The 26,584-nt window shown below is 33.1% G+C and carries 27 protein-coding genes and 2 tRNA genes; 7 read left to right on the forward strand and 22 right to left on the reverse strand.

What is annotated here, in order from left to right:
* The first annotated feature begins 76 nt into the window (after positions 1–76).
* From ahcY to KKQ76_RS06630, 4 genes are all read left to right on the forward strand, one after another.
* Positions 77–1,390, forward strand: a complete 1,314-nt coding sequence (gene ahcY, locus KKQ76_RS06615; RefSeq protein WP_104793499.1) for an adenosylhomocysteinase — start codon at positions 77–79, stop codon at positions 1,388–1,390.
* Positions 1,391–1,529: 139 nt separating this feature from the next.
* Entirely contained in the window at positions 1,530–2,876 is a 1,347-nt protein-coding gene (locus KKQ76_RS06620) for a PDZ domain-containing protein (protein WP_213196372.1), read from the forward strand.
* 213 nt (positions 2,877–3,089) lie between these two features.
* The gene (locus tag KKQ76_RS12725) at positions 3,090–3,374 is read left to right on the forward strand and encodes a hypothetical protein (RefSeq protein WP_246501357.1); all 285 of its coding nucleotides are present in this window, start codon (positions 3,090–3,092) and stop codon (positions 3,372–3,374) included.
* Positions 3,375–3,406: 32 nt separating this feature from the next.
* A complete protein-coding gene (locus KKQ76_RS06630) occupies positions 3,407–4,369 on the forward strand; it encodes a TIGR01212 family radical SAM protein (RefSeq protein ID WP_213196373.1) in 963 nt (320 codons plus the stop codon).
* Positions 4,370–4,375: 6 nt separating this feature from the next.
* Here KKQ76_RS06630 and KKQ76_RS06635 read toward each other — a convergent pair whose 3' ends face one another.
* From KKQ76_RS06635 to KKQ76_RS06730, 20 genes are all read right to left on the reverse strand, one after another.
* Entirely contained in the window at positions 4,376–4,759 is a 384-nt protein-coding gene (locus KKQ76_RS06635) for an acyl-CoA thioesterase (RefSeq protein WP_213196374.1), read from the reverse strand.
* Between the two features lie 94 nt (positions 4,760–4,853).
* A tRNA-Asp gene (locus tag KKQ76_RS06640) sits at positions 4,854–4,927 on the reverse strand.
* A 32-nt stretch (positions 4,928–4,959) separates the two neighbouring features.
* Positions 4,960–5,033 (reverse strand) — tRNA-Asp (locus KKQ76_RS06645).
* 127 nt (positions 5,034–5,160) lie between these two features.
* Positions 5,161–5,478 carry a thioredoxin gene (trxA, locus tag KKQ76_RS06650; RefSeq protein ID WP_213196376.1) on the reverse strand — a complete coding sequence of 106 codons (318 nt, stop codon included), beginning with the start codon at positions 5,476–5,478 and terminating at the stop codon, positions 5,161–5,163.
* A gap of 106 nt (positions 5,479–5,584) precedes the next feature.
* On the reverse strand, positions 5,585–6,727 hold the full coding sequence (locus KKQ76_RS06655) for a cysteine desulfurase family protein (RefSeq protein ID WP_213196377.1): 1,143 nt from the start codon (positions 6,725–6,727) through the stop codon (positions 5,585–5,587).
* 72 nt (positions 6,728–6,799) lie between these two features.
* Positions 6,800–7,387, reverse strand: a complete 588-nt coding sequence (locus KKQ76_RS06660; RefSeq protein ID WP_213196378.1) for an HAD family hydrolase — start codon at positions 7,385–7,387, stop codon at positions 6,800–6,802.
* A 29-nt stretch (positions 7,388–7,416) separates the two neighbouring features.
* On the reverse strand, positions 7,417–8,142 hold the full coding sequence (locus KKQ76_RS06665) for an SDR family NAD(P)-dependent oxidoreductase (RefSeq protein ID WP_213196379.1): 726 nt from the start codon (positions 8,140–8,142) through the stop codon (positions 7,417–7,419).
* A gap of 36 nt (positions 8,143–8,178) precedes the next feature.
* Entirely contained in the window at positions 8,179–9,495 is a 1,317-nt protein-coding gene (locus KKQ76_RS06670) for an FAD-binding oxidoreductase (RefSeq protein ID WP_213196381.1), read from the reverse strand.
* A complete protein-coding gene (locus KKQ76_RS06675; RefSeq protein ID WP_213196383.1) occupies positions 9,492–10,379 on the reverse strand; it encodes a decaprenyl-phosphate phosphoribosyltransferase in 888 nt (295 codons plus the stop codon). The genes KKQ76_RS06670 and KKQ76_RS06675 overlap by 4 nt, the downstream gene beginning before the upstream one ends.
* 92 nt (positions 10,380–10,471) lie before the next feature.
* Positions 10,472–11,167, reverse strand: coding sequence for an OmpA family protein (locus KKQ76_RS06680; RefSeq protein WP_213196385.1), 696 nt, complete (start codon positions 11,165–11,167; stop codon positions 10,472–10,474).
* A 22-nt stretch (positions 11,168–11,189) separates the two neighbouring features.
* Positions 11,190–11,684, reverse strand: a complete 495-nt coding sequence (locus tag KKQ76_RS06685) for a lipocalin family protein (RefSeq protein ID WP_213196387.1) — start codon at positions 11,682–11,684, stop codon at positions 11,190–11,192.
* Between the two features lie 153 nt (positions 11,685–11,837).
* Complete coding sequence (locus KKQ76_RS06690; protein ID WP_213196389.1) at positions 11,838–13,532, reverse strand: S8 family serine peptidase; 1,695 nt, start codon at positions 13,530–13,532, stop codon at positions 11,838–11,840.
* Positions 13,532–14,164, reverse strand: coding sequence for a WbqC family protein (locus KKQ76_RS06695; RefSeq protein ID WP_394369362.1), 633 nt, complete (start codon positions 14,162–14,164; stop codon positions 13,532–13,534). Before KKQ76_RS06695 ends, KKQ76_RS06690 begins: the two co-directional genes overlap by 1 nt.
* Before the next feature lie 86 nt (positions 14,165–14,250).
* On the reverse strand, positions 14,251–15,906 hold the full coding sequence (lepB, locus tag KKQ76_RS06700) for a signal peptidase I (protein WP_213196393.1): 1,656 nt from the start codon (positions 15,904–15,906) through the stop codon (positions 14,251–14,253).
* Positions 15,907–15,986: 80 nt separating this feature from the next.
* Positions 15,987–16,688 (reverse strand): 4-hydroxy-tetrahydrodipicolinate reductase, encoded by a 702-nt coding sequence (dapB, locus tag KKQ76_RS06705; RefSeq protein WP_213196395.1) that lies wholly within the window; start codon positions 16,686–16,688, stop codon positions 15,987–15,989.
* Between the two features lie 11 nt (positions 16,689–16,699).
* Complete coding sequence (locus KKQ76_RS06710) at positions 16,700–17,284, reverse strand: DUF5683 domain-containing protein (RefSeq protein ID WP_069797647.1); 585 nt, start codon at positions 17,282–17,284, stop codon at positions 16,700–16,702.
* Positions 17,284–18,171 carry a ParB/RepB/Spo0J family partition protein gene (locus KKQ76_RS06715; RefSeq protein ID WP_104793451.1) on the reverse strand — a complete coding sequence of 296 codons (888 nt, stop codon included), beginning with the start codon at positions 18,169–18,171 and terminating at the stop codon, positions 17,284–17,286. The genes KKQ76_RS06710 and KKQ76_RS06715 overlap by 1 nt, the downstream gene beginning before the upstream one ends.
* A gap of 60 nt (positions 18,172–18,231) precedes the next feature.
* Positions 18,232–19,005, reverse strand: coding sequence for a ParA family protein (locus KKQ76_RS06720; protein ID WP_104793450.1), 774 nt, complete (start codon positions 19,003–19,005; stop codon positions 18,232–18,234).
* Positions 19,006–19,196: 191 nt separating this feature from the next.
* The gene (locus KKQ76_RS06725) at positions 19,197–20,021 is read right to left on the reverse strand and encodes an energy transducer TonB (RefSeq protein WP_213196397.1); all 825 of its coding nucleotides are present in this window, start codon (positions 20,019–20,021) and stop codon (positions 19,197–19,199) included.
* A gap of 204 nt (positions 20,022–20,225) precedes the next feature.
* Positions 20,226–21,512 carry an adenylosuccinate synthase gene (locus KKQ76_RS06730; RefSeq protein WP_213196398.1) on the reverse strand — a complete coding sequence of 429 codons (1,287 nt, stop codon included), beginning with the start codon at positions 21,510–21,512 and terminating at the stop codon, positions 20,226–20,228.
* Between the two features lie 210 nt (positions 21,513–21,722).
* Between KKQ76_RS06730 and KKQ76_RS06735 the strand changes: the two genes are divergently transcribed.
* Positions 21,723–23,348, forward strand: coding sequence for an alpha-amylase family glycosyl hydrolase (locus tag KKQ76_RS06735; RefSeq protein ID WP_213196400.1), 1,626 nt, complete (start codon positions 21,723–21,725; stop codon positions 23,346–23,348).
* 23 nt (positions 23,349–23,371) lie between these two features.
* Positions 23,372–23,887: a TlpA family protein disulfide reductase gene (locus KKQ76_RS06740; RefSeq protein ID WP_213196401.1), complete on the forward strand. Its 516-nt coding sequence runs from the start codon at positions 23,372–23,374 to the stop codon at positions 23,885–23,887.
* Positions 23,888–23,914: 27 nt separating this feature from the next.
* Here the strand turns inward: KKQ76_RS06740 and KKQ76_RS06745 are convergent.
* Both KKQ76_RS06745 and KKQ76_RS06750 read right to left on the reverse strand, forming a co-directional pair.
* A protein-coding gene (locus KKQ76_RS06745; RefSeq protein ID WP_246501297.1) for an IS3 family transposase occupies positions 23,915–25,146 on the reverse strand; the annotation gives its coding sequence in 2 pieces (ribosomal slippage) (positions 23,915–24,798 and positions 24,798–25,146; 1,233 coding nt in all).
* 82 nt (positions 25,147–25,228) lie between these two features.
* The gene (locus KKQ76_RS06750) at positions 25,229–25,882 is read right to left on the reverse strand and encodes a DUF2461 domain-containing protein (protein ID WP_213196402.1); all 654 of its coding nucleotides are present in this window, start codon (positions 25,880–25,882) and stop codon (positions 25,229–25,231) included.
* A gap of 28 nt (positions 25,883–25,910) precedes the next feature.
* Between KKQ76_RS06750 and KKQ76_RS06755 the strand changes: the two genes are divergently transcribed.
* Positions 25,911–26,306, forward strand: coding sequence for a hypothetical protein (locus tag KKQ76_RS06755; protein WP_213196403.1), 396 nt, complete (start codon positions 25,911–25,913; stop codon positions 26,304–26,306).
* Positions 26,307–26,584 lie beyond the last annotated feature (278 nt).

Here is a 26,584-nt window from a genome sequence, read left to right on the forward strand (position 1 = left end):
AGAAATTAAGAATGTAAATTTGCAAAAATTTTTTGACTATTTTGGTCAAATTTGTAAAAAATACTTAACAAATTTTATGGAAACTAAAACTCAATATTTACCTTACAAAGTTAAGGATATTTCCCTAGCAGAATGGGGACGCAAAGAAATTCAATTGGCCGAAGCAGAAATGCCAGGTTTAATGGCGTTAAGAGAAGAATATGGTCCTTCTCAACCATTAAAAGGGGCTAGAATTGCAGGTTGTCTTCACATGACTATTCAAACTGCTGTTTTAATAGAAACTTTAGTTCACCTTGGTGCAGAAGTAACTTGGTCTTCATGTAATATTTTCTCTACTCAAGATCACGCTGCTGCTGCTATTGCTGCTGCTGGAATCCCAGTTTATGCTTGGAAAGGAATGAATGCAGAAGAATTCGATTGGTGTATTGAACAAACGATTTTCTTTGGAGAAGACAGAAAACCATTAAACATGATTCTGGATGATGGTGGTGACTTAACCAATATGGTTTTTGATAAATTCCCAGAATTAACTGCTGGAATCAAAGGTCTTTCTGAAGAAACAACTACTGGCGTTCACAGACTATACGAAAGAATGGCAAACGGAACTCTAGTAATGCCTGCAATTAACGTAAACGATTCTGTTACTAAATCTAAATTCGACAACAAATACGGTTGTAGAGAATCTGCTGTAGATGCAATCAGAAGAGCTACAGATGTAATGCTAGCTGGTAAAAGAGTGGTAGTTTGTGGTTTCGGAGATGTAGGTAAAGGTACTGCTGCTTCATTTAGAGGAGCTGGTTCTATCGTTACTGTTACAGAAATTGACCCAATCTGTGCTTTACAAGCTGCCATGGAAGGTTACGAAGTTAAAAAACTAGACACTGTAATCGAAAATGCTGATATTGTAATTACTACTACAGGTAACTTTAATATTGTAAGAGCTGAACATTTCAAAAAAATGAAAGATAAGACCATCGTTTGTAATATTGGTCACTTTGATAACGAAATTGATATGGCTTGGTTAAACGAAAACTATGGTAACACCAAAACTGAAGTAAAACCGCAAGTAGATATTTACAATGTAGATGGTAAAGAAATCATCATTTTAGCAGAAGGAAGATTGGTAAACCTTGGTTGTGCAACTGGTCACCCAAGTTTTGTAATGTCTAACTCATTTACTAACCAAACTTTAGCTCAAATTGAACTTTGGACAAATTCTGAAGCATACGAAAACAAAGTGTACATGTTACCAAAACATTTAGATGAAAAAGTAGCAGCACTTCACCTTAAAAAATTAGGCGTAGAGTTAGAAACACTTTCTCCAGAACAAGCTAAATACATTGGTGTAGAAGTAGAAGGTCCTTTCAAACCAGAATACTACAGATACTAAAAAGTTGGAAGTCAGAAATCGGAAGATGGAAGACTGAAAATTAATTTATACTACAACTCCTCAGAAATTCTGAGGAGTTTTTTTTTGTATCCACAAAATATTTTGAATTTTATTAAAATATTCTTTGTAATTTCAGACTATGAAAATCTTATCTTTTCTTTTTCTGATTTTTTCTTTATCCATCAATGCTCAAGATGGCTTTCAGATATTAGAGGATAAAAAAAAGGTAAATATTCCTTTTCGGCAAATCAATAATTTAGTTTTTCTGGATTTAAAAGTCAATAATGTAGACCTTACTTTTTTGTTAGACACTGGCGTTTCCGAAACTTTACTTTTTAGCTTAGAAAATAAAGAAGTAGTTTTCGAAAATGTAGAAAAAATAAGATTTACAGGGTTAGGTGGAAGCAATTATATAGAAGGCATAAAATCTACTCAAAACAAAGTAGAAGTCAATAAAACTTTAGTGGATTTAAGTCACGAAATTTACATCATCTTAGACGAAGACTTCAATTTTTCTTCTCACGTAGGAATTCCTGTAAATGGCATCATTGGTTATCATTTTTTTAAAAACAACCCACTAAAAATAGATTTCGAAAGGCATATTATTACGGTTTACAATAGAAAATATTATTCTGAGAAAACTTTCAGAAAATTTGAGAAATTACCTATAAGTGTAGAATCCCAAAAACCCTATCACATTGCCGAAGTACAGCAAACCAAGGAGTTTTTCCCTGCAAAAATGCTCATTGACTTAGGAAATAGCGATGCAATGTGGCTTTTCCCTAATAGAATCCCAAATTTCAACTATAATAGACCTAATATAGACGATTTTCTAGGAAGAGGATTCAATGGTGACATCTATGGAAAACGCAGTAGAATCCACGCACTGAAACTTGGAAATAATATTCTAAATGAACCCATTGTAGCAATGCCGAGTGAAGAATCGGTAAAATCTATGAATTTCGTAAAAGAAAGAATTGGCTCTATCGGTGCAGATGTTTTAAAAAGATTTACAATTGGTTTCGACTATAAAAATGGCTTATTTTTCATCAAAAAAACCAAATCTATCAAAGAACCTTTCAGATTTAATATGAGCGGTTTAGACATCAAACATGATGGCATGAAATGGGAAAAAGATTTGGTAAAAGTTGAACTTCCAAAACTTCCAGAATCTACAAATAACGACAGAGGAACCACAATAAGAATTCAAGATGCAAGTGAATTTCAATACAAATTTGTGTTGAAACCAGAATATTCTGTGGCTGGAGTTAGAGAAAACTCACCAGGATTTTTAGCAGACATCAAGAAAGGAGATAAACTCTTAGAAATCAATGGTAAAAAGACTTCTGACATGACGCTACAAGAAATAAACGAAGCTTTTATTACAGAAGAAAATAGAGTGATAAAAATTAAATTAATCAGAAATTCTGTAACTTTAATCAAAGAATTTATTCTAAAAGACCCTATTCCTTATCAAGAAAATTAATGGATAAAAAAATCAATACCATCAGAACCAGACCTCGATTCAAATTAGAAACTGATTTGAGTAAAGAGGATTTTGAATTGAATTTAAAAACTGAACTTCAAAAAAATACTGAAATCCAAGGAAATATCAATAAAGAAGTGGCTTCTATTTGGGTAAAAACCGTTCATAATGAATTTTGGAAACCTTATCTTTCTCTCAGAGCTGAGAAGGAAGATGAAAAAAACCTTTATCAGAGGAATTTTTGGACCAAGTGCAGCCGTTTGGACTTTTTTTATGTTCCTTTACTTCATTTTTTCTATTATTTTCATGGTTTTTATTACTATTTGGGTTGTTACAAAACAAATTAACAGCCAAGATTTTCCTTGGGCAATTTATCTTTCTATCTTTGCATTGGTTTTATTATTGCTTACTTTTTTGGCCACAAAAATCGGGCAGAAAAAAGCAAAAACCGAAATGGAACAACTCAAAAATTTTGCAGAAAATTCCATTCTTAAATGACAGAAAAACCTACGCATTAATTTCACTTTAAAATGTCTATTAAAACACTTGCTTACGGAGAAAAAAACTATAATTATTACAGTGCTTACCTCAGAGAAAAATATCACGGAAAGCGTGTGTACAAAGTCATTGTAGACGGTGGTTTTACCTGTCCGAACAGAGATGGCTCCAAAGGTTATGGCGGTTGTACCTATTGTAATACAGATTCTTTTACTCCTGCTTCTAGAAATCTAGATTCTATTCGTGAACAGGTTTTACATGGCATGGAAAACGCTACTCAAAATTATAAAGCAGAAAAATTTATCATTTATTTCCAGCCTAATTCTAATACTTATGCGCCAGTAGAAGAACTCAAATTAATGTACGATGAAGCATTGAAAATAAATTCAGAAAACATTGTTGGTTTATCCGTCGGAACACGTCCCGATTGTTTAGATGCAGAGATTATAACACTTCTAGAAAGTTACAAAAACAAAGGGTTAGAAGTAGATATAGAACTGGGAATAGAATCTATTTACAATGAAACTTTGCAAAATCTTAATCGTGGTTGCACTCATGAAGATTTCATTTCTGCCATGAAACTTTTAGAAAATTCTTCGTTAGATGTTTGCGTTCACACCATTTTGGGATTACCTGGCGAAACACGAGAAATGATTGTAAAATATGCTGATGAAATTAACATGTTTGAGAAAATTAATTTCGTGAAGTTTCATCACTTACACATCGTAAAAGGTTCTATTATGGGTGTAAAATACAAAAGAGAACCCTTCCCGCTCTTCACTTTAGAAGAATACACTGACATTCTCTGTGAAATTCTGCCAAAATTAAGGCCAGACATCGTCATTCAGAGACTTTTTGCTTTGTCTGATGTAGAAATGCTCATCGCACCAAAATGGGGCTTAAAAAAGTCTCAAATTCAAAATTACATTGATGCAGAGTTAGAAAGAAGAAACATCATTCAAGGAAGTGAGTATAGAGGAGAAATGAGCGTTTAGAAATTTCTAAATTTTTTCTAACCAATCCTCTGGAACTCTTCTAATTTTTAAATTCTGACTATCCATCAGAATCCAAAGCGTTCTAGAATCTACCACCAATTCTTTACCTCTATAAAATTCTACTTTTCTAGGTTGTCTTATTCCTTCTGGTTTTTCAGGATATGTTTTCAACGTGAGCATTTCACCTTTAAAGACTTGCTTCTTATACTGAATATGATGGTCAGAAAGCACCCAAAAATCATCTGCAAAAGGAGTACTATTTTTTAAAATATCCCAATGTTCTTTTGCCATTTCTTCTACCCAATGCACATACTGAACATTATTCACATGATTATTTTGGTCTAAATGCTCGTCACTTACTACAATTTCTTTGATATAAACCAGTTTCATTTTAAAATTTTTATAAAATTATTAATTTTAGAAATGATAAAAAAGAAACGGAAATAAAATAAAAAAAGCTTTACAAAATTTGTAAAGCTTTATGCGATCCGGACGGGACTCGAACCCGCGACCTCCGCCGTGACAGGGCGGCATTCTAACCAACTGAACTACCGGATCAATTTTTTGAAAAGTAATTGATAAACTTTATGCGATCCGGACGGGACTCGAACCCGCGACCTCCGCCGTGACAGGGCGGCATTCTAACCAACTGAACTACCGGATCTTTTAATTAAAGAACACTGCTCTTTTTTCGTGATGGCAAAATTACAACTTTTCTTGAATACTGCAAATTTTTTTACAAAAAAAATGCTCTCCAAAACGGAAAGCATTCATTTTCAATTATATTATTTTTACAAGTATACATTTAATTTCTCTGCAATAGCCGCTTTAGGAGCTACTCCTACGAATTTATCTACTACTTCTCCGTTCTTAAAAATCAAAACAGTAGGGATATTTCTGATTCCGTAATCCATAGATACTTGTTGATTATTATCTACATCTACTTTTCCTACAATCGCTTTTCCTTGGAAATCATCATGAAGTTCTTCAATGATTGGCCCAAGCATTCTACATGGTCCACACCAAGCTGCCCAAAAATCTACTAATACTGGTTTATCTGAATTTAATACCAATTCTTGAAAGTTGCTGTCTGTTAATTCTACTGCCATAATTCTTTAATATTTGTTTCTAATTATTTATTGATTTCAGGTTACAAATTTACAATATTCTTGCCAAATTTTTAAAAGTATTGTCTATGCGAACCATTATATTTTTCTATAATCGTAAGATTTCCGCCACTGCATTAACTAGCGCATCTATTTCTTCTTTTGTTGTTTTATGAGAAAAAGATATTCTAAGCGGAGTGGTGTTTTGCTGGGTTTCTTCACTTAAAATTTTAGAAAGTACAGATGATGGTTTTGCTGCTCCAGAACTACATGCACTTCCTTGTGAAACTGCAATTCCTTTCATATCTAGCTGCAGACCAATCAAAGGATTTTGTGAGGGCAAAGACACACTTAATACCGTGTAAAGACTCTTATCCCTTTCTGCACTTCTTCCATTAAAAAGAATTCCCGGAATTTTTTCTGAAAGTCTTTGGATGGCGTAATCCTTAATTTCTTGAATATGAGAAGAGAATTTTTCTAAATTATCCGTTGCAATTTCAAATGCTTTCCCTAGTCCTGCGATTCCTACTACATTTTCTGTTCCTGCTCTTAAGTTTCGCTCTTGAGTTCCACCATGAATTTGAGCTTTTAAGTGGGTAGATTTTCTGATGAAAGCAAAACCTGCACCTTTTGGTCCATGGAATTTGTGCGCACTACAACTGGCAAAATCTACCAAAGTTTTAGAAAAATCCAAAGGTAAATGTGCCATGGTTTGCACCGTATCTGAATGAAAATACGCTCCGTTTTCTTTGCAAATATTGGCAACTTTATCCAAGTCTAAAAGATTACCAATTTCATTATTTACGTGCATTAAACTGACCAAAGTTTTTTTATCGGAAGACTTCAAAAGCTGCTGTAATTGCTCTATATCTACATCTCCTTTTTCATTGACATTGAGGTAAATCACTTCTACATTTTTAAAATTTTTGAGATTTTCTACCGATTCTGCTACACATTTATGCTCTAATTCTGTGGTAATAATTCTTTCGATTTTTAAATCTTCAACCGCAGATTTCAGAATTAAATTATTAGCTTCAGTTCCGCAAGAAGTGTAGATAATTTCTGCGGGGGAAACATGGAGTTCATGGGCAATTTTTCTACGGGTTTCTTCTAGAATTGTTTTGGCTTCTTGACCAAGGGTATGTGTAGAAGAAGGATTCCCGAAATTGTTTTTCATAACCACTACCATCGCATCTATTACTTCGTCTAAAAGTGGTGTGGTAGCAGCATTATCTAAATATATCTGTGTCATTTTTAGGAAATATTTGTGAGCATTAAGACAGAAAATCTTAATTATTCCATTTTAGAATTTTACGCGACGAAATTAATGAAAAAATCTGTAATGAGATTCGTGAGCGAGAGAAAGCATAGGTAAATCTCCAGAAGTATCGCCAAAAGCGATGATTTTATCGTACTTTTTGCCTTCTATTTCTTTTTGGATTCGGTTTACTTTTTCTTTGCCGTTGTTATTTCTAGTTTTAAAATGCCCAGTGAAAATTCCGTTTTCAAAACGGGCTTCTGTTGCCAAAAATTTCATTCCCATTTTTTCGGCAAAAGGTTTCACCCAAATATCAAGAGAAGCGGTTATTAAGTAACTTTCTGTGTTTTCTTTGTCAATGTTTTCTATAAATTCTAAAGCGTTTTCTCTGATAATTTTCGGATAAAATTTATCGACAAACTCTTGAGAAACTCTATTGATTTTTTCTTCTCTTTCGCCTTTTAGAATAGAACTGATGAAACTTTTTTTCACTTTTTCTGCATTCGCCAAATGTAATTTTACCAAAACAAAAAGCGGAATATGTTTCAGAAAATTCCAGAAATATTTTTTTTCATTATAAAACTGCAAGTACAAAAACATGGTGTCTTTGTACGTAAGTGTTCCATCAAAATCAAATAGATATAGTTTTTTCATTAGTAAAAAGACAGGATATGAATAGAAAATTACAGTTTCAACTTCTTAAAAATAAATTCAGGAATATGAATGATAATGAGCATAATTAATCTCCAAATTGGCAAAACATAAACGATATTTTTTTGCTTTTTATAAGCTTTATAAATGCATTCTGCCGCTTGTTTTGGTGTTGCAGTAAGTTTTGGATTCAGCGGTAAACCTTCGGTCATTTTGGTTTCCATAAAACCTGGTTTTACCGTCATCACATGAACTTTTTTAGAAAAAAGATAATTTCTCAATCCACTTAAATAAGCGGTAAAAGCTGCTTTTGCGCTTCCGTAGATGAAATTGCTTTGTCTTCCTCTATCTCCTGCTACAGAGGAAAGCGCGATGATGTTTCCGCTTCTTTTGCTTTCCATTTTTTTAGCAAAATAATTGATTACAGGAACCAATTTTGCGTAATTAATGTCAATGATTTTCTCGGTGTTTTTATCATCATACAAACCATCTTCGGTTCCCAAACCTAAATAACCAGTGGCACAGAAAAGCAAATCTGAGTCTATATTTTCAAAAACAGAATAATTGATTTCTTGAGTCAAATCCAATTCTACAATTTCTGATGGCTGCAGAAATTTCACATCAATATGTTGCGCAAAACGTTCTGTGGTTTCTCGGCTAGAAGTAACCAGATAAATTTTAGGAAATTTTTCACCAGCAGTTAATGCTTTTTCTACAAATGCTTGTGCAACTTCTGATGTGGAACCAAGAATAATCATATGTAATGAATTAGTTATGAATGATTTAGTTTTTTATTAAGAACCTCTTTTTATTCTTTTGCTTTGCAGCGAAACAAATTTAGAACTGTCTACATTTTTCAGATAATTGGTAAGTGAAGGTTTACTCATGCTGTCTTTGGTCAAATAAATTCTACCGCCAAATTCTTCTACAATTTTATCTAAATTATCTACCAATTGTCTTAATTCTCTATTGATTTTAAAATCTAAAGCGAGGGTATAACCTTCAAAAGGGAAAGAATTATACGCTTCTGGATTTCCTTTGCCAAAAAGTTTAAGAACTGCTAAAAACGAACCTTGTCCACTTCTACCAATGGTTTCTAGGATTTTTTTCATGCCTTCCTTTCCTTTTTCCTTTGGAATTACCATTTGGTATTGAATAAAACCACCTTTTCCATAGATTTTATTCCAGTCATTAATCGCATCTAGAGGATAGAAAAAAGTTTCGTAGTCTATGAAATTTTTAACTACTTTTTGTCTTTGTTTATTGAAGTACAAGAAGTTAAAAGCTCTTACGGAAAAACTATTCAACACAAAACTTGGAAAATAAAACGGAATGGTAGGACTTAATTTTTTCTTTAATCTCAATGGATTTTCTTGCCATTTTTGTGGCAATTCTGCTCTAAGTGCAAACTCCCCTCTCATTAAAATACTTCTGCCTATGTTTTTACCTTTTTGCAAGCAATCTATCCAAGCTACGGTATAAGTCCAGTCTTCTGATTCTTCGAAAAGTTGGAAAATTTCGTCTAGATTTTCAGCTTTTATAGACTCTTGACGAATGTATGCCGATTCTATATTTTTGAGTTTAATTTTTGCAGAAAGAATAATTCCGGTAAGTCCCATTGCTCCGAAAGTAGCCCAAAATTTCTCTGCATTTTCTTCTCTAGAACACGTGATGATTTCGCCATCTTCTACCATCATTTTAAACTCAATTACACACTCCGAAAAACCACCTTCTGCATGGTGATTTTTCCCATGAACATTAGAAGCAATTGCTCCTCCCAATGTAATAAATTTAGTTCCAGGTGTAATAGCCAAAAAGTAACCTTGCGGAACCGTAATTTCTAAAATTTCAGAAAGCAAAACTCCAGATTCGCATTCTAAAATGCCATTTAAACGATCAAAACTGATGAATTTATTTAATTTCTTTGTAGAAAACATGGCTTCAGCTAAGGCTGCATCGCCATAGCATCTACCATTTCCATACGCAATAACTTCGTTATTTTGTCTTACAAATTCTCTGATTTTACTGTAGTCTTCTTCGGCTTTGAACAGTTTGTTTACTATGGGATGATTGCCCCAAGTAGAAACATTTTTTACGAAATCTGGTTTCATTTTTTTAAATATATTAATAACAAAAATGCTATTAACCAAATGAGAATGGTTACTTGTATATATCTGTCTTTGTAGACAATTTTAGTAGGAGATTCGGTTTTATTATACACCAAAGTTTGCTGTAAATACCTTAAAAAAGCAAAAACTACAAACAAAACAGTATAAAAAACTCTTACCCCGAATTTTTCTTGAACTTCAGGAGTTAAGGTAAACATAAGATAACAAACAATAGCCAATGTCACAGAAATAGAAAGGGCAATATCTGCAAATTGTACGTTATAGCCGTCAAGTGCTTTTCTGGTTTTCCCAGAAATTTCGGCGTTTATTAACTCTCCTCTTCTTTTACCAATGGCTAGAACTAATGCTAAGACAAAAGTTAGTAAAATAGCCCATTGTGAAACGACAATTCCTGTAGCATAACCTCCCGCTAAAACTCTGAGCACAAATCCTAACGCAATAATGCAAACATCTATAATGGCAACATGTTTTAGCTTAAAAGTATAAGCAATATTCATGAAGAAATAAGAGACAATGATGATAGAAAATTTGGTAAAATTTTTATGGAAATAATCTCCACCAAAGAAAACCAATAAAACAACAGATAAAATAAGAAGTACAAAAATAATTTTAGCGGTGGTTTTAGAAATAGCTCCACTTGCTAATGGTCTTTTGCATTTTTCAGGATGTTTTTTATCTGATTCTATATCTGAATAATCATTTAATACATAAATAGAACTAGCAGTTAAAGAAAAAACCAAAAAAGCGAAAATGCTTTTTAACATTAAATCTACATGTGTAACATTCCCTGAAAAGAAAAGAGGTGTAAATACAAAAAAGTTTTTCACCCATTGTTCTACACGTAAAAGTTTTAAAAATTTTCTCATCAAAAGTTTTTATACTATACAAATTTAAGAATAAAAAAATAAAAAATCGCCTTGTAAATAAGGCGATTTATGTGGATTATGATTTATGTATGTTATTTGGCTTCTTGTTGAGCATCTTTAATCATTTCTTCATTTGCAGTAATGGCAAATTCTACTCTACGGTTTTTAGCTCTACCAGCATCTGTACTGTTGTCTGCTATTGGTTCTTTTTCACCAACTCCCATTGCAAATAATCTAGATTTTGCAACGCCAAGAGAAACTAAATAATTCACTACTGAATTTGCTCTTCTTTCAGATAAGCTCTGGTTGTATTCATCTGTTCCTCTAGAATCCGTATGTCCGTATATATTGATATTGGTATCAGGGTTGTTTTTAAGAACTTCTGCTAATTTATTGAGGTTGGTTTTTGCAACTGAAGTAAGATTAGATGAGTCAAAATCAAAGTTTACCGTATTTTCTGATAAAGTTACTTTAATCCCTTCATTTACTCTCACCACTTCTGCTCCTGGCAAAGCTTCTTTAATTTCTTTGGCTTGTTTATCCATTTTATTACCGATTACTCCACCAACTACTCCACCAACTACACCGCCTAATACGGCACCTTGAGGAGCGTTACCGCCTTTTCCTGCATTATTTCCTATAACTGCGCCTAAAATAGCACCTGCTGCAGTACCAATTACTGCACCTTTTTGAGTATTATTTGCATTCTGAATTGCTTCACAACTGGTTAACACCATTGCTGATGATAAAAATAATGCTGCTACGCTTGATTTATTGATAAGTTTCATAATTTTTTTAAATTTTAAAAAGTTATTTTTGTTCCATTCCTGTTCTTACAAAATTGTAATATACTTTAATTACATTTCCTTCAAAAGGAACGCTTTGAACTAAGGTAAAGTTGTCTGTATCTTGTTTTTCAATTTGTAAAATATAACCAGCAGTTACATTTTTAGCTTTAGTATCTGCTACTAATTTCTTGAATTTAAATTCATTATCTTTGGTTACTTCAAATTTAATAGGTTGAGTTACCGTAGGACAATTCCCACCACCTTTTATGGTATACGCTCCAGAATAATTATTCGGGATAAGTCTCCAATGACTTCCTACAAAACACTGAGCATCTGCTCCTTCGTCAAAAGGCTTTATTTGAAATCCTTTCTCATAATTTACACTGGTAATTTCCCAATCACCTTTCATTTTTAAAAATTCTGCTCTAGAAGTTTGAGCACTTTCTGCTTTTTTTACAGAAGAGCAAGAAACGGCAAATAATGAGCCGAAAGCCAGAGTCAATAGTACTTTTTTCATCTTTTACTTAAATTTGGTTGTTATTTATGAATGTAAAGTTATGAAGTTAATTGGAAAAATTGTGCCAATATGATAATCTTATAAACTTTTCTTAAAATTCAACAAATAAAAAAGGCTGTATTAAACAGCCTTTCAATTGATTAGTATGATGAATTATTTTTTTCTTACTACTTTTTTCTTTTTAAGCACAGCCTTTTTCACTGGTTTTACAGGTGCCGCTTTGTAGAAATGTGTATAAGCGTATTGTGCCGCTTTGTATAAATCTATAACTCCTCCAGATTCTGAAATTAAATCAAATCTATTGTTGGTATTGGTAGGCAACATTGCATTTACCTCAGACTTATTCACCGATTTCATTAGAGATTCTATTACTTGTTCTGGTTTCAAATTAGGCATGTAAGCCAATAAAACTGCAGAAGCTCCCGCTACAACTGGAGAAGCCATAGAAGTTCCTTGTAAATATTCATATTTACCATCTGGAACGGTTGAATAAATTTTATCACCAGGCGCAAAAACATTCACCATTTTTTGATTAAAATTAGAGAATCCTGCTCTTAAAAATTCATTATTATTGGTACTTGCACCTACTACAATCATGTTGTTAATGAAAGGTTTTTCGTCTTTAGTAGATTTAAAATTAGTAGGAAAATAAGGATTTTCTTGAATATCTTCATTCTCGTTTCCAGCCGCTTTCACCAATAGAACGCCTTTGTCTTTAGCATATTGAAACGCTTCCCAAACCAATTCTTTTTCAGGAGAAACAGGCTTTCCAAAACTCATATTAATGACTTTAGCACCATTATCTACCGCATAACGAATAGAATTTGCGATGTCTTTATCACGCTCATCACCGTTTGGAACCGCTCTTACCGTCATAATTTTTGCCACTTTATAGGCAACTCCGTATTGCACTTCATTTCCTTGAGGATAACCTGCGATAATTCCCGCAACGTGAGTTCCGTGTTGTGCATCTGGACCTTCGTAATGATTATTTCCGTAGAATTTTTCTTTTTTATCTTGATAATTATCTCCTACAATTGCTCTAGGATCAAAATCTAAGTTATACTGTTTAGTAGCTTGAGGTTCGAAATATTCTAAAGCTCCTTTGATTTCTTTGTTTAAGAATTCTTCTACTTCTGCTTGAGATTTCCCAACCATAGTAGGATCATTTACTACTTGACTTAAAATCGAAAGATTTCTAGCTTCTTCTTGTGTAGTTGGTTTGATAGCATCTAAATTTTCTTTAGTCAAAGTTTTCCCTTTTAAAGTAGCTGCTACACTAGGAATCACTTTTGCAAATTCAGAATAAAACTGAAACTGCTGTTTAGCTTCTACACTTTTTTTATTGTACATATCTTTTGCACGAAGATACATCTCAAATTCTGTGGGCATTTTTGCTTGATTGGCTTTGTTCACTTCTGAACTCGCCCCTTCAAAAACGGGTTTGTATTGTTTTACAACTCTGGTTACTTCTAAATTATCAATTTCTACATCTCCATTTTTACCACCGATAAAGTTCCAGCCGTAAACATCATCTACATAGCCATTTCCATCATCATCTTTACCATTATTAGGAACTTCGTTTACGTTTTTCCACATATTTTTTATTAAACCAGGATGGTCTACTTCTATCCCACTGTCTATTACACTCACAACTACTGTTTTAGGTTTTAGACCTTTTGATTCAAAAAATTTATATGCGTTTTGAGTATTGACACCGTAAACATTAGCTGTAGAAAAATCTTTGTGATACCAAGTCATCAAATCTTTATCTTCAGTTTTGGTTTCTTGCGAAAACCCAAAATTAAATCCTGCTAAAAATGCAGCTGCAATGATTATTCTTTTCATTATGATATATTTTGTATGGATTGAGTTACTTTTTTAATATACGTAGCAGATTCTGGGCCAATGTTACAAACCACGTCTAATATTGACAAATCTTTGATAAATCCTAATTTATCACTAAACGTTTGGTAATATTCTGGCAAATGATATTCTGACTCTTTTTTTGCTGAAAAACGCTCTCTTAAATCTACTGCATCTGGTGTTTTCTCGAATTCTGTGGTGAGTGAAAAGTCTTTTTCAACCTTTAAAATTTGAAGAATGATTTTCAAAGTATTGAGATTAAACTCAATAAGAGAAGTAGGCTGTACCGAGAAAATCTGCTTTAACTTATCTTCATAATATTCAAAATAAGGCGAACTTTGGTAAGCGATTTTAATGGATTTCCAGTGGAGTTTTTGCCAATCTTCAGCATAAGAAAGCTCTAAATCTTTCATCGCACGTTTTCCGTTATGATGAATTGGCAAAATGAGCGCCAATTTACCATTTGCACCGTAAATATTGCATCTGCTTCTGTAGGTTTGTTTCGGAAAATTCTCATGTTGCTCCAGAAGAATTTCGTTTTCTTCTTTTAAAAATTCTGCAAACCAAGAAACTGGTGGCAAATAAAATATAGGTAATACCGTTTTCATTTTCATTCTAAAATTGAGTGTCCAAAGTTAAAAAAATAAAGTTCAATGCCGAAACAATGAACTTTATTTATCTATTTTAAATTTTCTAAATTCTACTCTTCTTCTTTATTTTTCCCTTTGAAAAGTTTTACAAAAAATTCCCAACCGAAGAATAAGATTAAAATTGCGGCTGCAACCCACCAATAAGAAGTTTTTTCTTTTTCGCCAGTGTTAGTTGCTTTAAACATTCTTTCCCATCTTACTTTTTTAGGACCTTCGTCAAAAGTTCCTTGTAAACTAAGCCAAGTAAACATCGGGCTTCCTACAATATGCGTCTCTGGAACAAAACCAAAGAAACGAGCATCCAGAGAAGCATCTCTGTTATCTCCCATCATAAAATAATAGTCTTGTTTTACAGTATATTTATCAGTTTGATTACCATTGATATAGAATTTACCTCCTTTGAATTCTAAAATATTTCCTTCAAATTCTGTGATCAGTTTTTTATATTCTGGTAAATTTTCTTGAGTAATGGTAATCACATCTCCTTTTTTAGGAATGGTGAGCGGTCCGTACCAATCTTGGTTCCAAGGTTTATTAATTGGGAAAATCGATTGAGAAATGTCTACTTTTTTAGACATCAAAGCATGACCTGTTCCATCGTTTACATATTGACCGTTTTCGTCTAAAACAGGATAGTAAGAAACTGCTCCTTTTCCTTTTTCGCCTAAAACTTCTTCAGCCTTTACAAATTCTGGAATGGCTTTAATTTGAGCCAAAAGATCTTTAGTCAACCCTTGAAACTGATAATAATGCAATCCTTCTTTAGTTTGTCCTTCATCTGTAATTGGTAAATAGGCAAGATTTTTCCATAAATAATCGATGTCTATTTCTGAACGTGTATAAATCGTATATGAACGCTGAACTTCGGCATCTGCCAATTGAACTTCTGGTTTACCATTGATGTATAAATTCCCGGCTCTCATTTCTACCACATCACCAGCTACCGCTACACAACGTTTTACGTAAGGATCTTTTCTATCTATCGCAGTATGCACGGAATCTCCAGGATAATTGAAAACTACAATGTCATTTTTCTTTGGTTTTTTAAATTCACCAATTCTAAAATATGGTAATTTAATGGCATCTACATAAGATTTTGGATCGTTTTTAGGATTTCCATCTTTCTGGGTGTCCATAATGGTTCCCTGTAAAAATGGCAAAGCTACTGGTCTCATTGGCATTCTGTAACCATAGCTCCATTTGTTTACAAATAAGAAATCTCCCACTAATAAAGTTCTTTCCATAGAACCTGTAGGAATAGCAAATGGTTGGGTAACAAAAGCGTGAATAATCGTAGCAAAAACTACTGCAAAAGTGATAGAACCTAAGAAAGATTCCTTTTTAGCTTTCGGATCATCTACCGCAAATCTGTCTACTTTATTCAACTGAAAATAAGACGAATACGCCAAATAAATAAAAGGAAGCAACGCAGTAAGAATTTGTTCCAGCGCTGAAGTTCTTCCAAATTTTTTCATCAAAAACAAATGGAAAACAGTCATCATAATAGGTCCTACAATTGGCAAATAAGCCAAGATAACCCACCATTTTGGTTCTCCTACTTCTTTCTGAATGATGTAGTAATTATAAAAAGGAACAAAAGCTTCCCAGCCTTTGTAACCCATTTTTTGATATAATTTAAAAGACGAAAGTCCTAGTAAAACTGATAAAATCAGTATAAAAATAGAATATTGTAAGATGTAATCCATTTTCTATGATTAATATGTGATGTGTAATTAGTAATGTAATTTGTGATTTGTTACATTAAGGCTCAAGGTTTAAACTCAGATTAAAGTCCTAAAACTTCTTTCATTCCAAAATTCCCTACTTTTCCTGGCAACCATTCTGCAGCAATTACTGCACCTAATGCAAAACCATTTCTATTGAAAGCAGTATGTTTTATTTCGATTTCGTCAACTTCTGAACGATAATAAACGCTGTGTGTTCCTGGAACTTCTCCTTCTCTAATTGCCTCTATTCCTAGAGATGTTCCTTCAGTTTCATCTAATTTCCAAGAATTATAGTCTGAATGTTTGAAGATTCCTTCCGCAATAGAAATTGCAGTTCCACTTGGTGCATCTTTTTTATGAACGTGGTGAATTTCTTCGAGCTGACAAGTATAATCATCACTGAATTTCTGCATCAATTTTGCTAAATTTTCATTTAACGCAAAGAAAAGATTCACGCCTAAACTAAAATTAGAACCATATAAAAACCCGGTTCCATTTTCTAAAGCTATTTTTTCGATGGCTGGTTTTTGCTCTAGCCAACCTGTAGTTCCACAAACTACTGGAATTTTATTTTCTAAACAGGTCTTTATATTGCTAAAAGCTACTTCTGGCTGAGAAAATTCTATCACTACATCTGGATTGTTCAGATTTTCTTTGGTAGGCGTTTCATTTAATCTTGCTACAACTTCATGTCCTCTTTTTGTGGCAATTTCATCAATGATTTTGCCCATTTTTCCGTAACCTACTAATGCTATTTTCATTTTTTTAATTTTTAAAATCTAAAACTCAAAGACAATCCAGCTTTACCATTTGCTACTCCTAAATCATCGTAAATAATGGTAGGTTTAATGGCTAAATCTGGGTCTTTCTTTTGGTCGTATAAGTGTGCATCTACTACCGCATCTACAATATTTAAAATATATAAAACTCCGGTAATGGCGATGGCGTAATCTCTTTGTCTTTTGGCTCGGTCTTGTGTATTTCCTAGAACCGTAGCATCTACATAAGGTAAATCATCAAACTCGTGAGGCTGACCATTTAACTCTGCTAAAAACGCTGTTCTGTAACGGCGATATTGCTTATCATTATACACAATAATCCCTACTCCAGTTCCTACAGCTCCCCAAACAATTGGGATTTTCCAATATTTTTTGTTGTAATACTGACCCAATCCCGGGAAAACAGCAGAATACAACCCTGCTTTTGTAGGATTGTATTTTTGAATGGTGCTCACGTTGGCTTTTTCTATTTCCTCAACTACCTGTTTTTCGGTTTTGATGGTGTCAAAAGGTTTAATTTCTTGAGAAAAAAACAACCCAAAGAACAACAATAATATGATGGAGTAAACTGCTCTCATTAATTAAAATGTGAAAGGATTTTGTTCAGTTCATCTTCGTTATTGAAATCAAGGATAATTTTTCCTTTTTTCCCTTTGCCCGAAGATTTTATTTCTACCCCAACTTCTAAAACATCAGCAAGCGATTTTTCTACTTTTCTTAAATGATTCGGAAGTTCTTTTTCAGTTTTTTGGATAGATTTTTTAGGATTTTTAAGTTCCGAAGCTGCTTTTTCAGCTTGTCTTACGTTTAATCCTTCTTTGATGATTCTTTTGAAAAGTTCTTGTTGAAGTTCAGCATCTTCTACACTGATGATTGCTCTACCATGACCTGCAGAAATCTCGCCACTTCTAATCGCATTTTGAATTTCTGGACTTAACCTCAACAAACGAATAGAATTGGTAATCGTACTTCTTTCTTTCCCTACTCTAGAACTTAAATTCTCTTGAGTAAGACCTATTTCTTCTAATAATCTTTGGTAAGTAAGTGCTACTTCTATGGCATCTAAATCTTCACGCTGGATATTTTCTACCAAAGCCATTTCCAGCAATTCTTGGTCATTTACCAATCTTATGTAAGCAGGAATAGAAGTAAGACCAGCAATTTTAGAAGCTCTGTAACGTCTTTCCCCAGAGATAATTTCAAATTTATCACCATCTTTTCTTAAAGTGATAGGCTGAATTACTCCAAGATTTTTTATAGATTGAGCCAATTCATTAAGGGCAGTTTCATCAAAGTAAGTTCTAGGCTGGGTTGCATTAGGATAGATATCTTCTAATGCTACTTCTACCATATTTCCTACTAATTTTTCGGCTCCTGTATCTGTTGCAGAATTAATGTTACTTTTGCTTTCGGCACTTAAAATAGCACCCAAACCACGTCCCATTGCTCTTTTTTTGTCTTTCATATTGTATGATAAGTCATTAGTCATGAGAACAAACAAAATTTCTTCTCAATTCTAAAAATGTTATGCTTTTTGTAATTTTTCGTTTTTCAGAAGTACTTCTTCTGCCAATTGAATGTATTGAATTGCACCTTTGCTTTCGGCATCGTACATCAAGATACTTTCACCGAAACTTGGCGCTTCAGAAAGTCTTACATTTCTAGAAATTACTGTTTCGAAAACCATTTCTGGAAAATGCGTATTCACTTCTTCTACCACTTGGTTAGAAAGTCTTAATCTAGAATCGTACATCGTAAGTAATAAACCTTCGATGTCTAAATCATAATTGTGAATTTTCTGAACATTTTTCACGGTGTTCAATAATTTGCCTAAACCTTCCAAGGCGAAATATTCGCACTGAATTGGGATGATTACAGAATCTGCAGCAGTAAGTGCATTTACCGTAATAAGACCTAAACTTGGTGCACAATCGATGATGATGTAGTCATACTCAGATTTCACCTCTTCTAATGCTTTTTTGAGCATATATTCTCTCTTGTCACGGTCTACTAACTCAATTTCCGCTGCTACCAAATCAATATGAGAAGGTACAAGGTCTAGATTTGGAGATGAAGTTTTCTGGATACAATCTTTCACATCTGCACTATGCTCCAATAAATTATAGGTAGAAAAATTTACTTCTTCTATTCCTAAACCAGAGGTAGCATTAGCCTGTGGATCTGCATCAATTAATAAAACTTTTTTCTCTAAAACGCCAAGCGCAGCTGCTAAATTCACTGCAGTAGTGGTTTTACCTACGCCTCCTTTCTGATTGGCAACTCCAATAATTTTTCCCATAAAAATGAATTAGTTTCCAAAAATACAATAAATAGTCATTCGGTTGAATGTTAATAACTGTCAAAAATATTAAACTATTGTGAATTAAAGGGTTAAAGCACAAAAAAATTATCCACAATTTTTAGAAAATGTGGATAATTAAATGAATTGCTATCGATTAAGACAATGTTGAAATTAAATATTCTAAATAATTATTCGAACTGCATAGAAATAGGGAATCTAAAATAAGAACGAACGTTTTCGCCTTGAAATTTCGCAGGATTCCATTTTCCTTTAATTCCTTTTATTGTTTTTTCTGCTTCTTTATTAAAATCTGTATTCGCTCCAGAAACTTTAATATTAGAAATTGTTCCGTCTCTTTCTACCACGAAAGTTACGACTGCTTTTACCACCTCTCCTGTTTCATTTTCGATGACACTAGAATCAAAATTTTGTAAAACTTTTGTTCTAAAAGCATTAACTCCACCGATGAAATCTGCTTCTACATCTACATCTCTTATGATGTCATTTGGATTAGGTTTAGTAGTCTCTTTTACAATCTCTTTTCCGTTTTCTGTTCCAGTAGCTACATGTTGATTAGGATTGGTAACGGCAACTCCCGGAGTTGTAGTCGTAGAAATTACAGCATCATCTACTTTTTGGTTAATAGTTTCCTCTTTTACAGCGTCTCTGGTTGGAGTAGGCGGAGTTAAACTCTGCGTTTTTACCTGAACAGGAGCTTTCGGAGGAATAACTCTAGGTATTGGTCTTTCTACTACATCTTCTGGTAAATTAAGATCTTTAATATTTATATCTACAAAAACTGGATTTTCAATTGCTTTTGGTTTTAAATTCGCAATAACTAAGGGCGTCATTGCTAAAAGACTAAATAATCCAACTCCTATAAATAAAGCCTTTTTTAGAACGACATTAGCTTCGTTTCGTAGAGCATATGCTCCATATTCTTTGTTTCTCTTCTCGAAAACAACTTCGTTCAGCGCTTGATGCGGGTCATAAGTAAAGAAATTTTTGCTCATTGCGTGATTTTTTAGATTAAACAAATTTCAAACACGATTATTAATTTTTTATCTTTTTGCAAAAAGTAATTAGAGTAATTCAATTACCTTGCCAAAAAATTATTTAAAATTCAATGTTTTATTTGTTTTCAATGAAAATAACACAATTTAAAAGTAAAAAATCACGCCAAAAGCGTGATTTTCAATATTTTATATAAATTATGATTAGAATAATTCTTTTCTAATAATGTTTTGACTTCTTTCTGGACCTACAGAAACCAAGTATACATTAATTCCTAGATATTCCTCGATAAAACCAATGTATTTCTTAGCATTTTCTGGCAATTCATCAAAAGTTCTAGCCGTGGTAATATCTTCTGTCCAACCTGGTAAATCGGTATAAATAGCTTCGTAATCGTATAATTTCGTAGTAGAAGAAGTGAAATAATCAATAATTTTTCCGTCTTCTGTTTTATAATGCGTAGCGATTTTTAACGTATCAATTCCTGTAAGAACATCTAATTTAGTAATCACCAAATTATTGATACCATTAATCATACAAGCGTGTTTAAGCGCTACTAAGTCTAACCAACCTGTTCTTCTTGGTCTACCTGTAGTCGCACCATATTCATGACCTACTTTTCTGATATGTTCTCCTAATTCATTGTCTAATTCCGTAGGAAAAGGACCGTGACCAACTCTGGTAGTATACGCTTTGGAAACCCCAATTAAATTCTGCAAAGAAGTTGGCGGAACTCCTGCTCCTGTACAAACTCCACCTGTAGAAGGCGATGAAGAAGTTACGTAAGGATATGTACCGAAATCTATATCAAGCATTAATGCTTGTGCTCCTTCGAAAAGGATATTTTTATTATCACGAATCGCTTCGTTCAATTCTAATTCTGTATCTACAATTCTATCTTGAAGTTGTTTTCCAATTTCTAAAAATTCATTGTAAATTTCGTCAAAACTCATGGCTGGTTTTCCAAAATATTTCTCGAAAAGATTGTTTTTAATTTTAAGATTCTTTTCAATTTTTTCTTTTAGAACTTCTGGATTCAAGAGGTCAATCATTCTGATTCCCACTCTTGCAATTTTGTCTTCATAACAAGGTCCGATTCCTTTCTTGGTAGTTCCAATTTGCGTACCGCCTAATTCCTCTTCTCTGTAAGTATCGAGCATGATGTGATAAGGCATAATTACATGCGCTCTTCTGCTGATAAAAACGTGGTCAGTTTTATAACCTTTAGCTTCTAACTGTCCTATTTCTCGTAAAAAAGCTTTAGGGTTTACCACTACTCCATTCGCAATAATACATTTCCCCTTGCACTGTAAAACTCCAGAAGGAAGTAAATGCAGTACAAACTTATCTTCGCCTACATAAACAGTGTGACCAGCATTGTCACCGCCTTGAAAACGAACTACATAATCTGATTTAGCTGAAAGAACATCGGTAATTTTTCCTTTACCTTCATCTCCAAATTGAAGACCAACAACAACGTAAGTTGACATAAATTTTTAGAATTTTTTATTAGATTTTTACAAAGGTAATTGTAAAAAACCGTATCGCCAAATTAAGTTTTCACGAATTTACAACCTGAAAAATATCACTCCTTTTATTGACCGCTTTCCGTAAATATTCCTTAAATTTATGCCGCCATTTTTTTGAGTTAAAGAAATTTAGCCTTAAAATTGCTTTCATTTCAAATAATAAGATTCTTTATGAAAAAAATAGTTTTAGCTTCCGCGTTAGCTTTTTTAGCAAGTTGCGCATCACAAAATACCACAACTCCATCATCATTTGATTGGAAAGGAGCCAATGTATATTTCGCAGTGACCGATAGATTCAACAATGGAAATCCTGACAATGACGTCAATTTCAATAGAACCGAAAAAGCAGCTTTTTTAAGAGGTTTCGAAGGTGGCGATATAAGAGGTGTTATTCAAAAAATAGACGAAGGTTATTTCAATAAATTAGGAATTAACGCAATTTGGCTTACTCCAATTGTAGAACAAATTCACGGCGCTACAGACGAAGGAACAGGTCTTACTTATGCTTTTCATGGATATTGGACAAAAGATTGGACCGCTCTTGACCCAAACTTTGGAACTGAAGAAGATTTAAAAGAATTGGTAGAAAAAGCGCACCAAAACGGAATAAGAATCGTATTAGATGCGGTGATTAATCACACTGGTCCCGTTACTTATGCAGACCCAGAATATCCTAACAAATGGGTAAGAACAGAACCACAATGTACTTACAATTCTTTTGAAATGACCACTGCTTGTACTTTGGTTAAAAATTTACCAGATGTAATTACAGAAAGTGATGAAAATGTAGGACTTCCGCCAATGTTAGAACAAAAATGGAGAAAAGAAGGCCGTTACGAAAAAGAAATGTCTGAACTGAATGTATTTTTCGTGAAAACTGGATTTCCGAGAGCGCCAAAATATTACATTATGAAATGGCTTGCTGATTATATCGTAAAATATGGAATTGATGGTTACAGAATGGACACCCTGAAACACACTAATGAAGACGTTTGGAAAGATTTCAAAAAAGTTTGCGACCTTGCTTTTGCTGAATATAAATTAAACAATCCTAAAAAAATTCTAGACAACTCACCATTCTTCACCATTGGAGAACTTTATGGTTACGGAATTTCTCAGAAAAAATTGTATGATTTTGGGGACAAAAAAGTTAATTATTACCAAAACGGATTGAATTCTTTAATTAATTTCGATTTCAAAGGAGATGCCAATAAATCTTATGAAGAAATCTTCAGCAATTATGATCAAATTTTGCACGCAGACCTTTCTGAAAATACTGTAATGAACTATATTTCTTCTCACGATGACGGTGATCCTTTTGACAAAGAAAGAAAAAGAAATTACGAAGCGGGAACCAAACTTCTACTCACTCCGGGAATTTCGCAAGTTTATTACGGCGACGAAACCGCTAGAAAATTAATCGTGGAAGGTGCAATTGGCGATGCCAACCTAAGAAGCAATATGAATTGGGACGAGGTGAAAAACAATCCTGAAACCCAAAAAGCATTAACACACTGGCAAAAACTAGGTCAGTTCCGTAGAAATCACGCAGCAATAGGCGCTGGAAAACATCAGATGGTTTCTAATTCACCGTATTGGTTTACCAGAACTTATAAAGACGACAAAGTTTTAGTAGGTTTGGACTTAAATCCTGGCGTAAAGGAAGTTTCTGTAACAGGAATTTTCGAGAACGGAACAAGATTAAGAGACGCTTATAGTGGAAAAACTGCAAAAGTTACCAACGGAAAAGTTTCCATAGATTCAGAATTTGGCATAGTTTTGTATGAAAAATTATAATTAAAATTCTGTTTTTAAAAAATATGAAAAAGTTCATCCTATTGTTTGCGCTTCTCATCTTTGGATGGGGAGTCTCGCAACAAGTTCCAAAAGTTTTGAAAACCAAATTTTCTAAAGAAGCTTTAGCTCAAAAAGTAACCGACATCAATGGTAAAACCATCAGTATTTCTAAAATTTTAGAGCAAAATAAAGGAAAAATTGTGGTGTTTGATTTATGGGCAAGTTGGTGTAGAGACTGTCTAAAAGCAATGCCAAAAGCTAAGGAATTAGAAGATAAAAACCCGAATGTGAAGTTTATTTTCCTTTCTCTAGACCGAAACGAAGAAGCTTGGAAGAAAGGATTAGAAAAACATGAAATGACTCAAAAAGAAAATTATTGGTTTCATGTAGGTTGGAAAAATGATTTTAATAACTATATAGACCTCAACTGGATTCCGAGATACTTAATTGTGAATCAAAAATCTGGAATTGCTAAATATTACGCGATTTCTCCAGATGATCCAGAGATTCAGAAAACGATAGACGATTTATCTGACTAATCCTAAAATAGGTTTACAAGTTTTACATTAAAATACCAATCCGGAAGATATTGATTTTCCGGATTTTTTGTGGATTGTTTCCGGGGTTTTCATCTTCAGACTAAGATGTGGTCTTTTGTTGTTGTAAATATAAATACTTTCTTTAACCATTTGTTTTAAATCCTGAATGTTTTTGCATTTATAAATTAAAAATTCCTGCTTCAATATTCCGTTTATTCTTTCTGCCAAAGCATTTTGATAACAATCATAGCCATCTGTCATTGAGGGTTTTATTTTGTTTTCAACAAGTACTTTCTGATACACTTCTGAGCAATATTGCAATCCCCTGTCTGAGTGATGAATAAGCGGAAGATGTGTTGTTCTGTTTTTAACGGCCATTTTCAGAGCTTTGACTACATTTTCAGCATTCATATTTTCACTTAATTCGTAACCCATTATTTTTCTGCTGTAAGCATCCGTAACCAAAGATAAATAACAGACATTCGTTTTGGTTTTTATATAAGTGATATCGCTTACAAATACCTGTTCTTTTCTTTTTAGGCAAGTCGTTTTCAAAAGGTTGGGGTGTTTTCTGAGCCAGTGTTTGGAGAAAGTTGTTCTTGTATATCTTTTCTTAGGATAAATAAGCAGGTTTTCTCTTCGTAAATAATTGAACAGCGCATCTCTGCCTATTTTTATCTTTTCAAGCTTGAACTTATTTTTAAGCAAATAATAAAGTTTTCTTGTTCCTATTCTGGGCTGTTCTAAACGAATCTCCTCAACGAATTGTTTAACTTTCTCCAATTCTTTTTCCCGAACACATAATCTTTGGCGCTGCTGGTAAATGGCTTGTCTGCTTATCCCAAACAATCTGCAGATTTTGGATAAACTCAATCCTTTTTCTTGGAGTTGTCTGACTGTTTGGGCGTAAACTTTTTTCGGATCTGTGTGCCGTATTGCTTGTCGGAGATATCAATCATCATATTGAGAACTTTGGTTTTCAGTTTCTCATCAGCTAATTCTTTCTCTAATCTTTTAATCTTTTCGGCGGGTGTTTCTTTGGATTGTAACATGGTATGAATGGTGGGTTTGCTCCAATCTAAATTACCATATTTTCTGAGCCAAACCAAAACGGTGCTTCTACCTTGGATACCGTAATGTTGTTGTGCCTGTTTGTAAGTGAATTCGCCCTTTTCTACACGGCTTACAATACCTAATTTAAAAGCCATTGTGTAATCTTGTTGTGTACGCTTTTCTACTGTCTTCTCTCGATTTTCCATAATAAGTCTATTGGGTGTAAACTTATTTTAGGACGGGTCAATCAAAATAAAAAAGTCAGAGTAATTACACTCTGACTTTTTCTTATATAAAAGGCGTTTGTAAAAAATCATTGAGCGGCTTCATGGCTTTGAAAATTTCGGTAAATTCTTTAACCGCATTTTCACTGAGCAATTGCTCATCAGAGACGGGATGTGTTACGATAAAATGCTTGAGTTTTAAATATTCAGCCATTTTATCATCTTTTTCAAAACCTTGAGGCACTTTTTTGAGTTTATCTTCTACACTTAATCCACGAAAATAATTTCTAAACTCATCTTGTTCTAAAATCGCTTTGAACTCGTCACCAAAAGCAGAAATTTCTTGTCTTATCGTTTTTAAAACTGATGGTTCTGGCTTATAAACGCCACCTGCCAAAAAAGATTTTCCGGGTTCTATATGCAAATAATATCCTGAAATTTTATTGCCTTTACCCATTCCTAAACCAGCTCCGAAGTTGGTTTTATAAGGTGTTTTATCTTTAGAAAACCTTGTATCTCTATAAATCCTAAAAACAGATTTTTTAGCCTCTAATTTTCCCATTTCTTCATCAAAATCCGCCATTTCTTCAATTAATTTTTCCACAAAAGAAATCACATCTTGTTGCGCTTCTTGATAAAGCGTTTTATTTTCATTAAACCAATCTCTGTTGTTATTCTTTTCTAAATTTCTAAGAAATTGAAGGGTGGATGATTGCATAATTATATGTATTTTTGAATAAAAACTCATGAAAACTATTATTAAAACTTCTTTTTTGACATTATCAGTACTATTAATTTCATTTTTGGATTTTAAAGATAGATATTTTTTTGATTCTAAAATATTCGATAGAGAAATTCAAAACACTTTTTTCAATTTTGAATCAGAAGAAGATGTTCAAAAAATGATAGAAAAAAGTTTTAACAATCCTAAATATAAATTTCCAAGAAAAGAAGTTTCATACTGTAAAATTTATAAAAACCAATTTTTAATTAGTAGAATTACATCAAAAACATTAAACCAAAAAGATACAAAAAAATTAGTCAACTTACTTAATAGTAGTGAAAATTTCGATTATTATGAAACAACATGGGATGTTAATGAATCAGAATATTTATTTAGATTTTTTGATAAAAAAAAATAATGAAATAGGCGTTTTATGGCTTTGTTGGAAAGACTGTGGAATGACATCTTCAAAACCATTTTCTCCAAATATGAAGTATGGTGGCTTGAGTCAAAAAGGAAAAATAAATTTTGCTGATATTTTAAAAAATTACATTGAGATTCATTCTGAATGACAAACAATATGTTTTATTTATCTTGTTCATTCGCTTTGCTCCTTTCTCGCAATGACAAAAAAACTTCCATCATCCATCACCCAACATTCAAAGCACATTAAAAAATCCCCAATAAAACCCTATT

This window comes from Cloacibacterium caeni, assembly GCF_907163105.1.
Classification (GTDB): Bacteria; Bacteroidota; Bacteroidia; order Flavobacteriales; family Weeksellaceae; genus Cloacibacterium; species Cloacibacterium caeni_A.

What these genes read in the sequence shown, in the direction of transcription:
- KKQ76_RS06720 (WP_104793450.1), bottom strand. Translation starts at nt 19,005, where the DNA reads ATGGGAAAAATTATTGGAGTTGCCAATCAGAAAGGAGGCGTAGGTAAA.
- KKQ76_RS06755 (WP_213196403.1), top strand. Translation starts at nt 25,911, where the DNA reads ATGAAAACTATTATTAAAACTTCTTTTTTGACATTATCAGTACTATTA.
- KKQ76_RS06655 (WP_213196377.1), bottom strand. Translation starts at nt 6,727, where the DNA reads ATGACACAGATATATTTAGATAATGCTGCTACCACACCACTTTTAGAC.
- dapB (WP_213196395.1), bottom strand. Translation starts at nt 16,688, where the DNA reads ATGAAAATAGCATTAGTAGGTTACGGAAAAATGGGCAAAATCATTGAT.
- KKQ76_RS06660 (WP_213196378.1), bottom strand. Translation starts at nt 7,387, where the DNA reads ATGAAAAAACTATATCTATTTGATTTTGATGGAACACTTACGTACAAA.
- KKQ76_RS06670 (WP_213196381.1), bottom strand. Translation starts at nt 9,495, where the DNA reads ATGAAACCAGATTTCGTAAAAAATGTTTCTACTTGGGGCAATCATCCC.
- KKQ76_RS06630 (WP_213196373.1), top strand. Translation starts at nt 3,407, where the DNA reads ATGTCTATTAAAACACTTGCTTACGGAGAAAAAAACTATAATTATTAC.
- KKQ76_RS06680 (WP_213196385.1), bottom strand. Translation starts at nt 11,167, where the DNA reads ATGAAACTTATCAATAAATCAAGCGTAGCAGCATTATTTTTATCATCA.
- KKQ76_RS06725 (WP_213196397.1), bottom strand. Translation starts at nt 20,021, where the DNA reads ATGAGCAAAAATTTCTTTACTTATGACCCGCATCAAGCGCTGAACGAA.
- trxA (WP_213196376.1), bottom strand. Translation starts at nt 5,478, where the DNA reads ATGGCAGTAGAATTAACAGACAGCAACTTTCAAGAATTGGTATTAAAT.
- KKQ76_RS06665 (WP_213196379.1), bottom strand. Translation starts at nt 8,142, where the DNA reads ATGATTATTCTTGGTTCCACATCAGAAGTTGCACAAGCATTTGTAGAA.
- KKQ76_RS06735 (WP_213196400.1), top strand. Translation starts at nt 21,723, where the DNA reads ATGAAAAAAATAGTTTTAGCTTCCGCGTTAGCTTTTTTAGCAAGTTGC.
- KKQ76_RS06695 (WP_394369362.1), bottom strand. Translation starts at nt 14,164, where the DNA reads ATGAAAATGAAAACGGTATTACCTATATTTTATTTGCCACCAGTTTCT.
- lepB (WP_213196393.1), bottom strand. Translation starts at nt 15,906, where the DNA reads ATGGATTACATCTTACAATATTCTATTTTTATACTGATTTTATCAGTT.
- KKQ76_RS06740 (WP_213196401.1), top strand. Translation starts at nt 23,372, where the DNA reads ATGAAAAAGTTCATCCTATTGTTTGCGCTTCTCATCTTTGGATGGGGA.
- KKQ76_RS06620 (WP_213196372.1), top strand. Translation starts at nt 1,530, where the DNA reads ATGAAAATCTTATCTTTTCTTTTTCTGATTTTTTCTTTATCCATCAAT.
- KKQ76_RS06750 (WP_213196402.1), bottom strand. Translation starts at nt 25,882, where the DNA reads ATGCAATCATCCACCCTTCAATTTCTTAGAAATTTAGAAAAGAATAAC.
- KKQ76_RS06675 (WP_213196383.1), bottom strand. Translation starts at nt 10,379, where the DNA reads ATGAGAAAATTTTTAAAACTTTTACGTGTAGAACAATGGGTGAAAAAC.
- KKQ76_RS12725 (WP_246501357.1), top strand. Translation starts at nt 3,090, where the DNA reads ATGAAAAAAACCTTTATCAGAGGAATTTTTGGACCAAGTGCAGCCGTT.
- KKQ76_RS06685 (WP_213196387.1), bottom strand. Translation starts at nt 11,684, where the DNA reads ATGAAAAAAGTACTATTGACTCTGGCTTTCGGCTCATTATTTGCCGTT.
- KKQ76_RS06730 (WP_213196398.1), bottom strand. Translation starts at nt 21,512, where the DNA reads ATGTCAACTTACGTTGTTGTTGGTCTTCAATTTGGAGATGAAGGTAAA.
- KKQ76_RS06715 (WP_104793451.1), bottom strand. Translation starts at nt 18,171, where the DNA reads ATGAAAGACAAAAAAAGAGCAATGGGACGTGGTTTGGGTGCTATTTTA.
- ahcY (WP_104793499.1), top strand. Translation starts at nt 77, where the DNA reads ATGGAAACTAAAACTCAATATTTACCTTACAAAGTTAAGGATATTTCC.
- KKQ76_RS06710 (WP_069797647.1), bottom strand. Translation starts at nt 17,284, where the DNA reads ATGAGAGCAGTTTACTCCATCATATTATTGTTGTTCTTTGGGTTGTTT.
- KKQ76_RS06635 (WP_213196374.1), bottom strand. Translation starts at nt 4,759, where the DNA reads ATGAAACTGGTTTATATCAAAGAAATTGTAGTAAGTGACGAGCATTTA.
- KKQ76_RS06690 (WP_213196389.1), bottom strand. Translation starts at nt 13,532, where the DNA reads ATGAAAAGAATAATCATTGCAGCTGCATTTTTAGCAGGATTTAATTTT.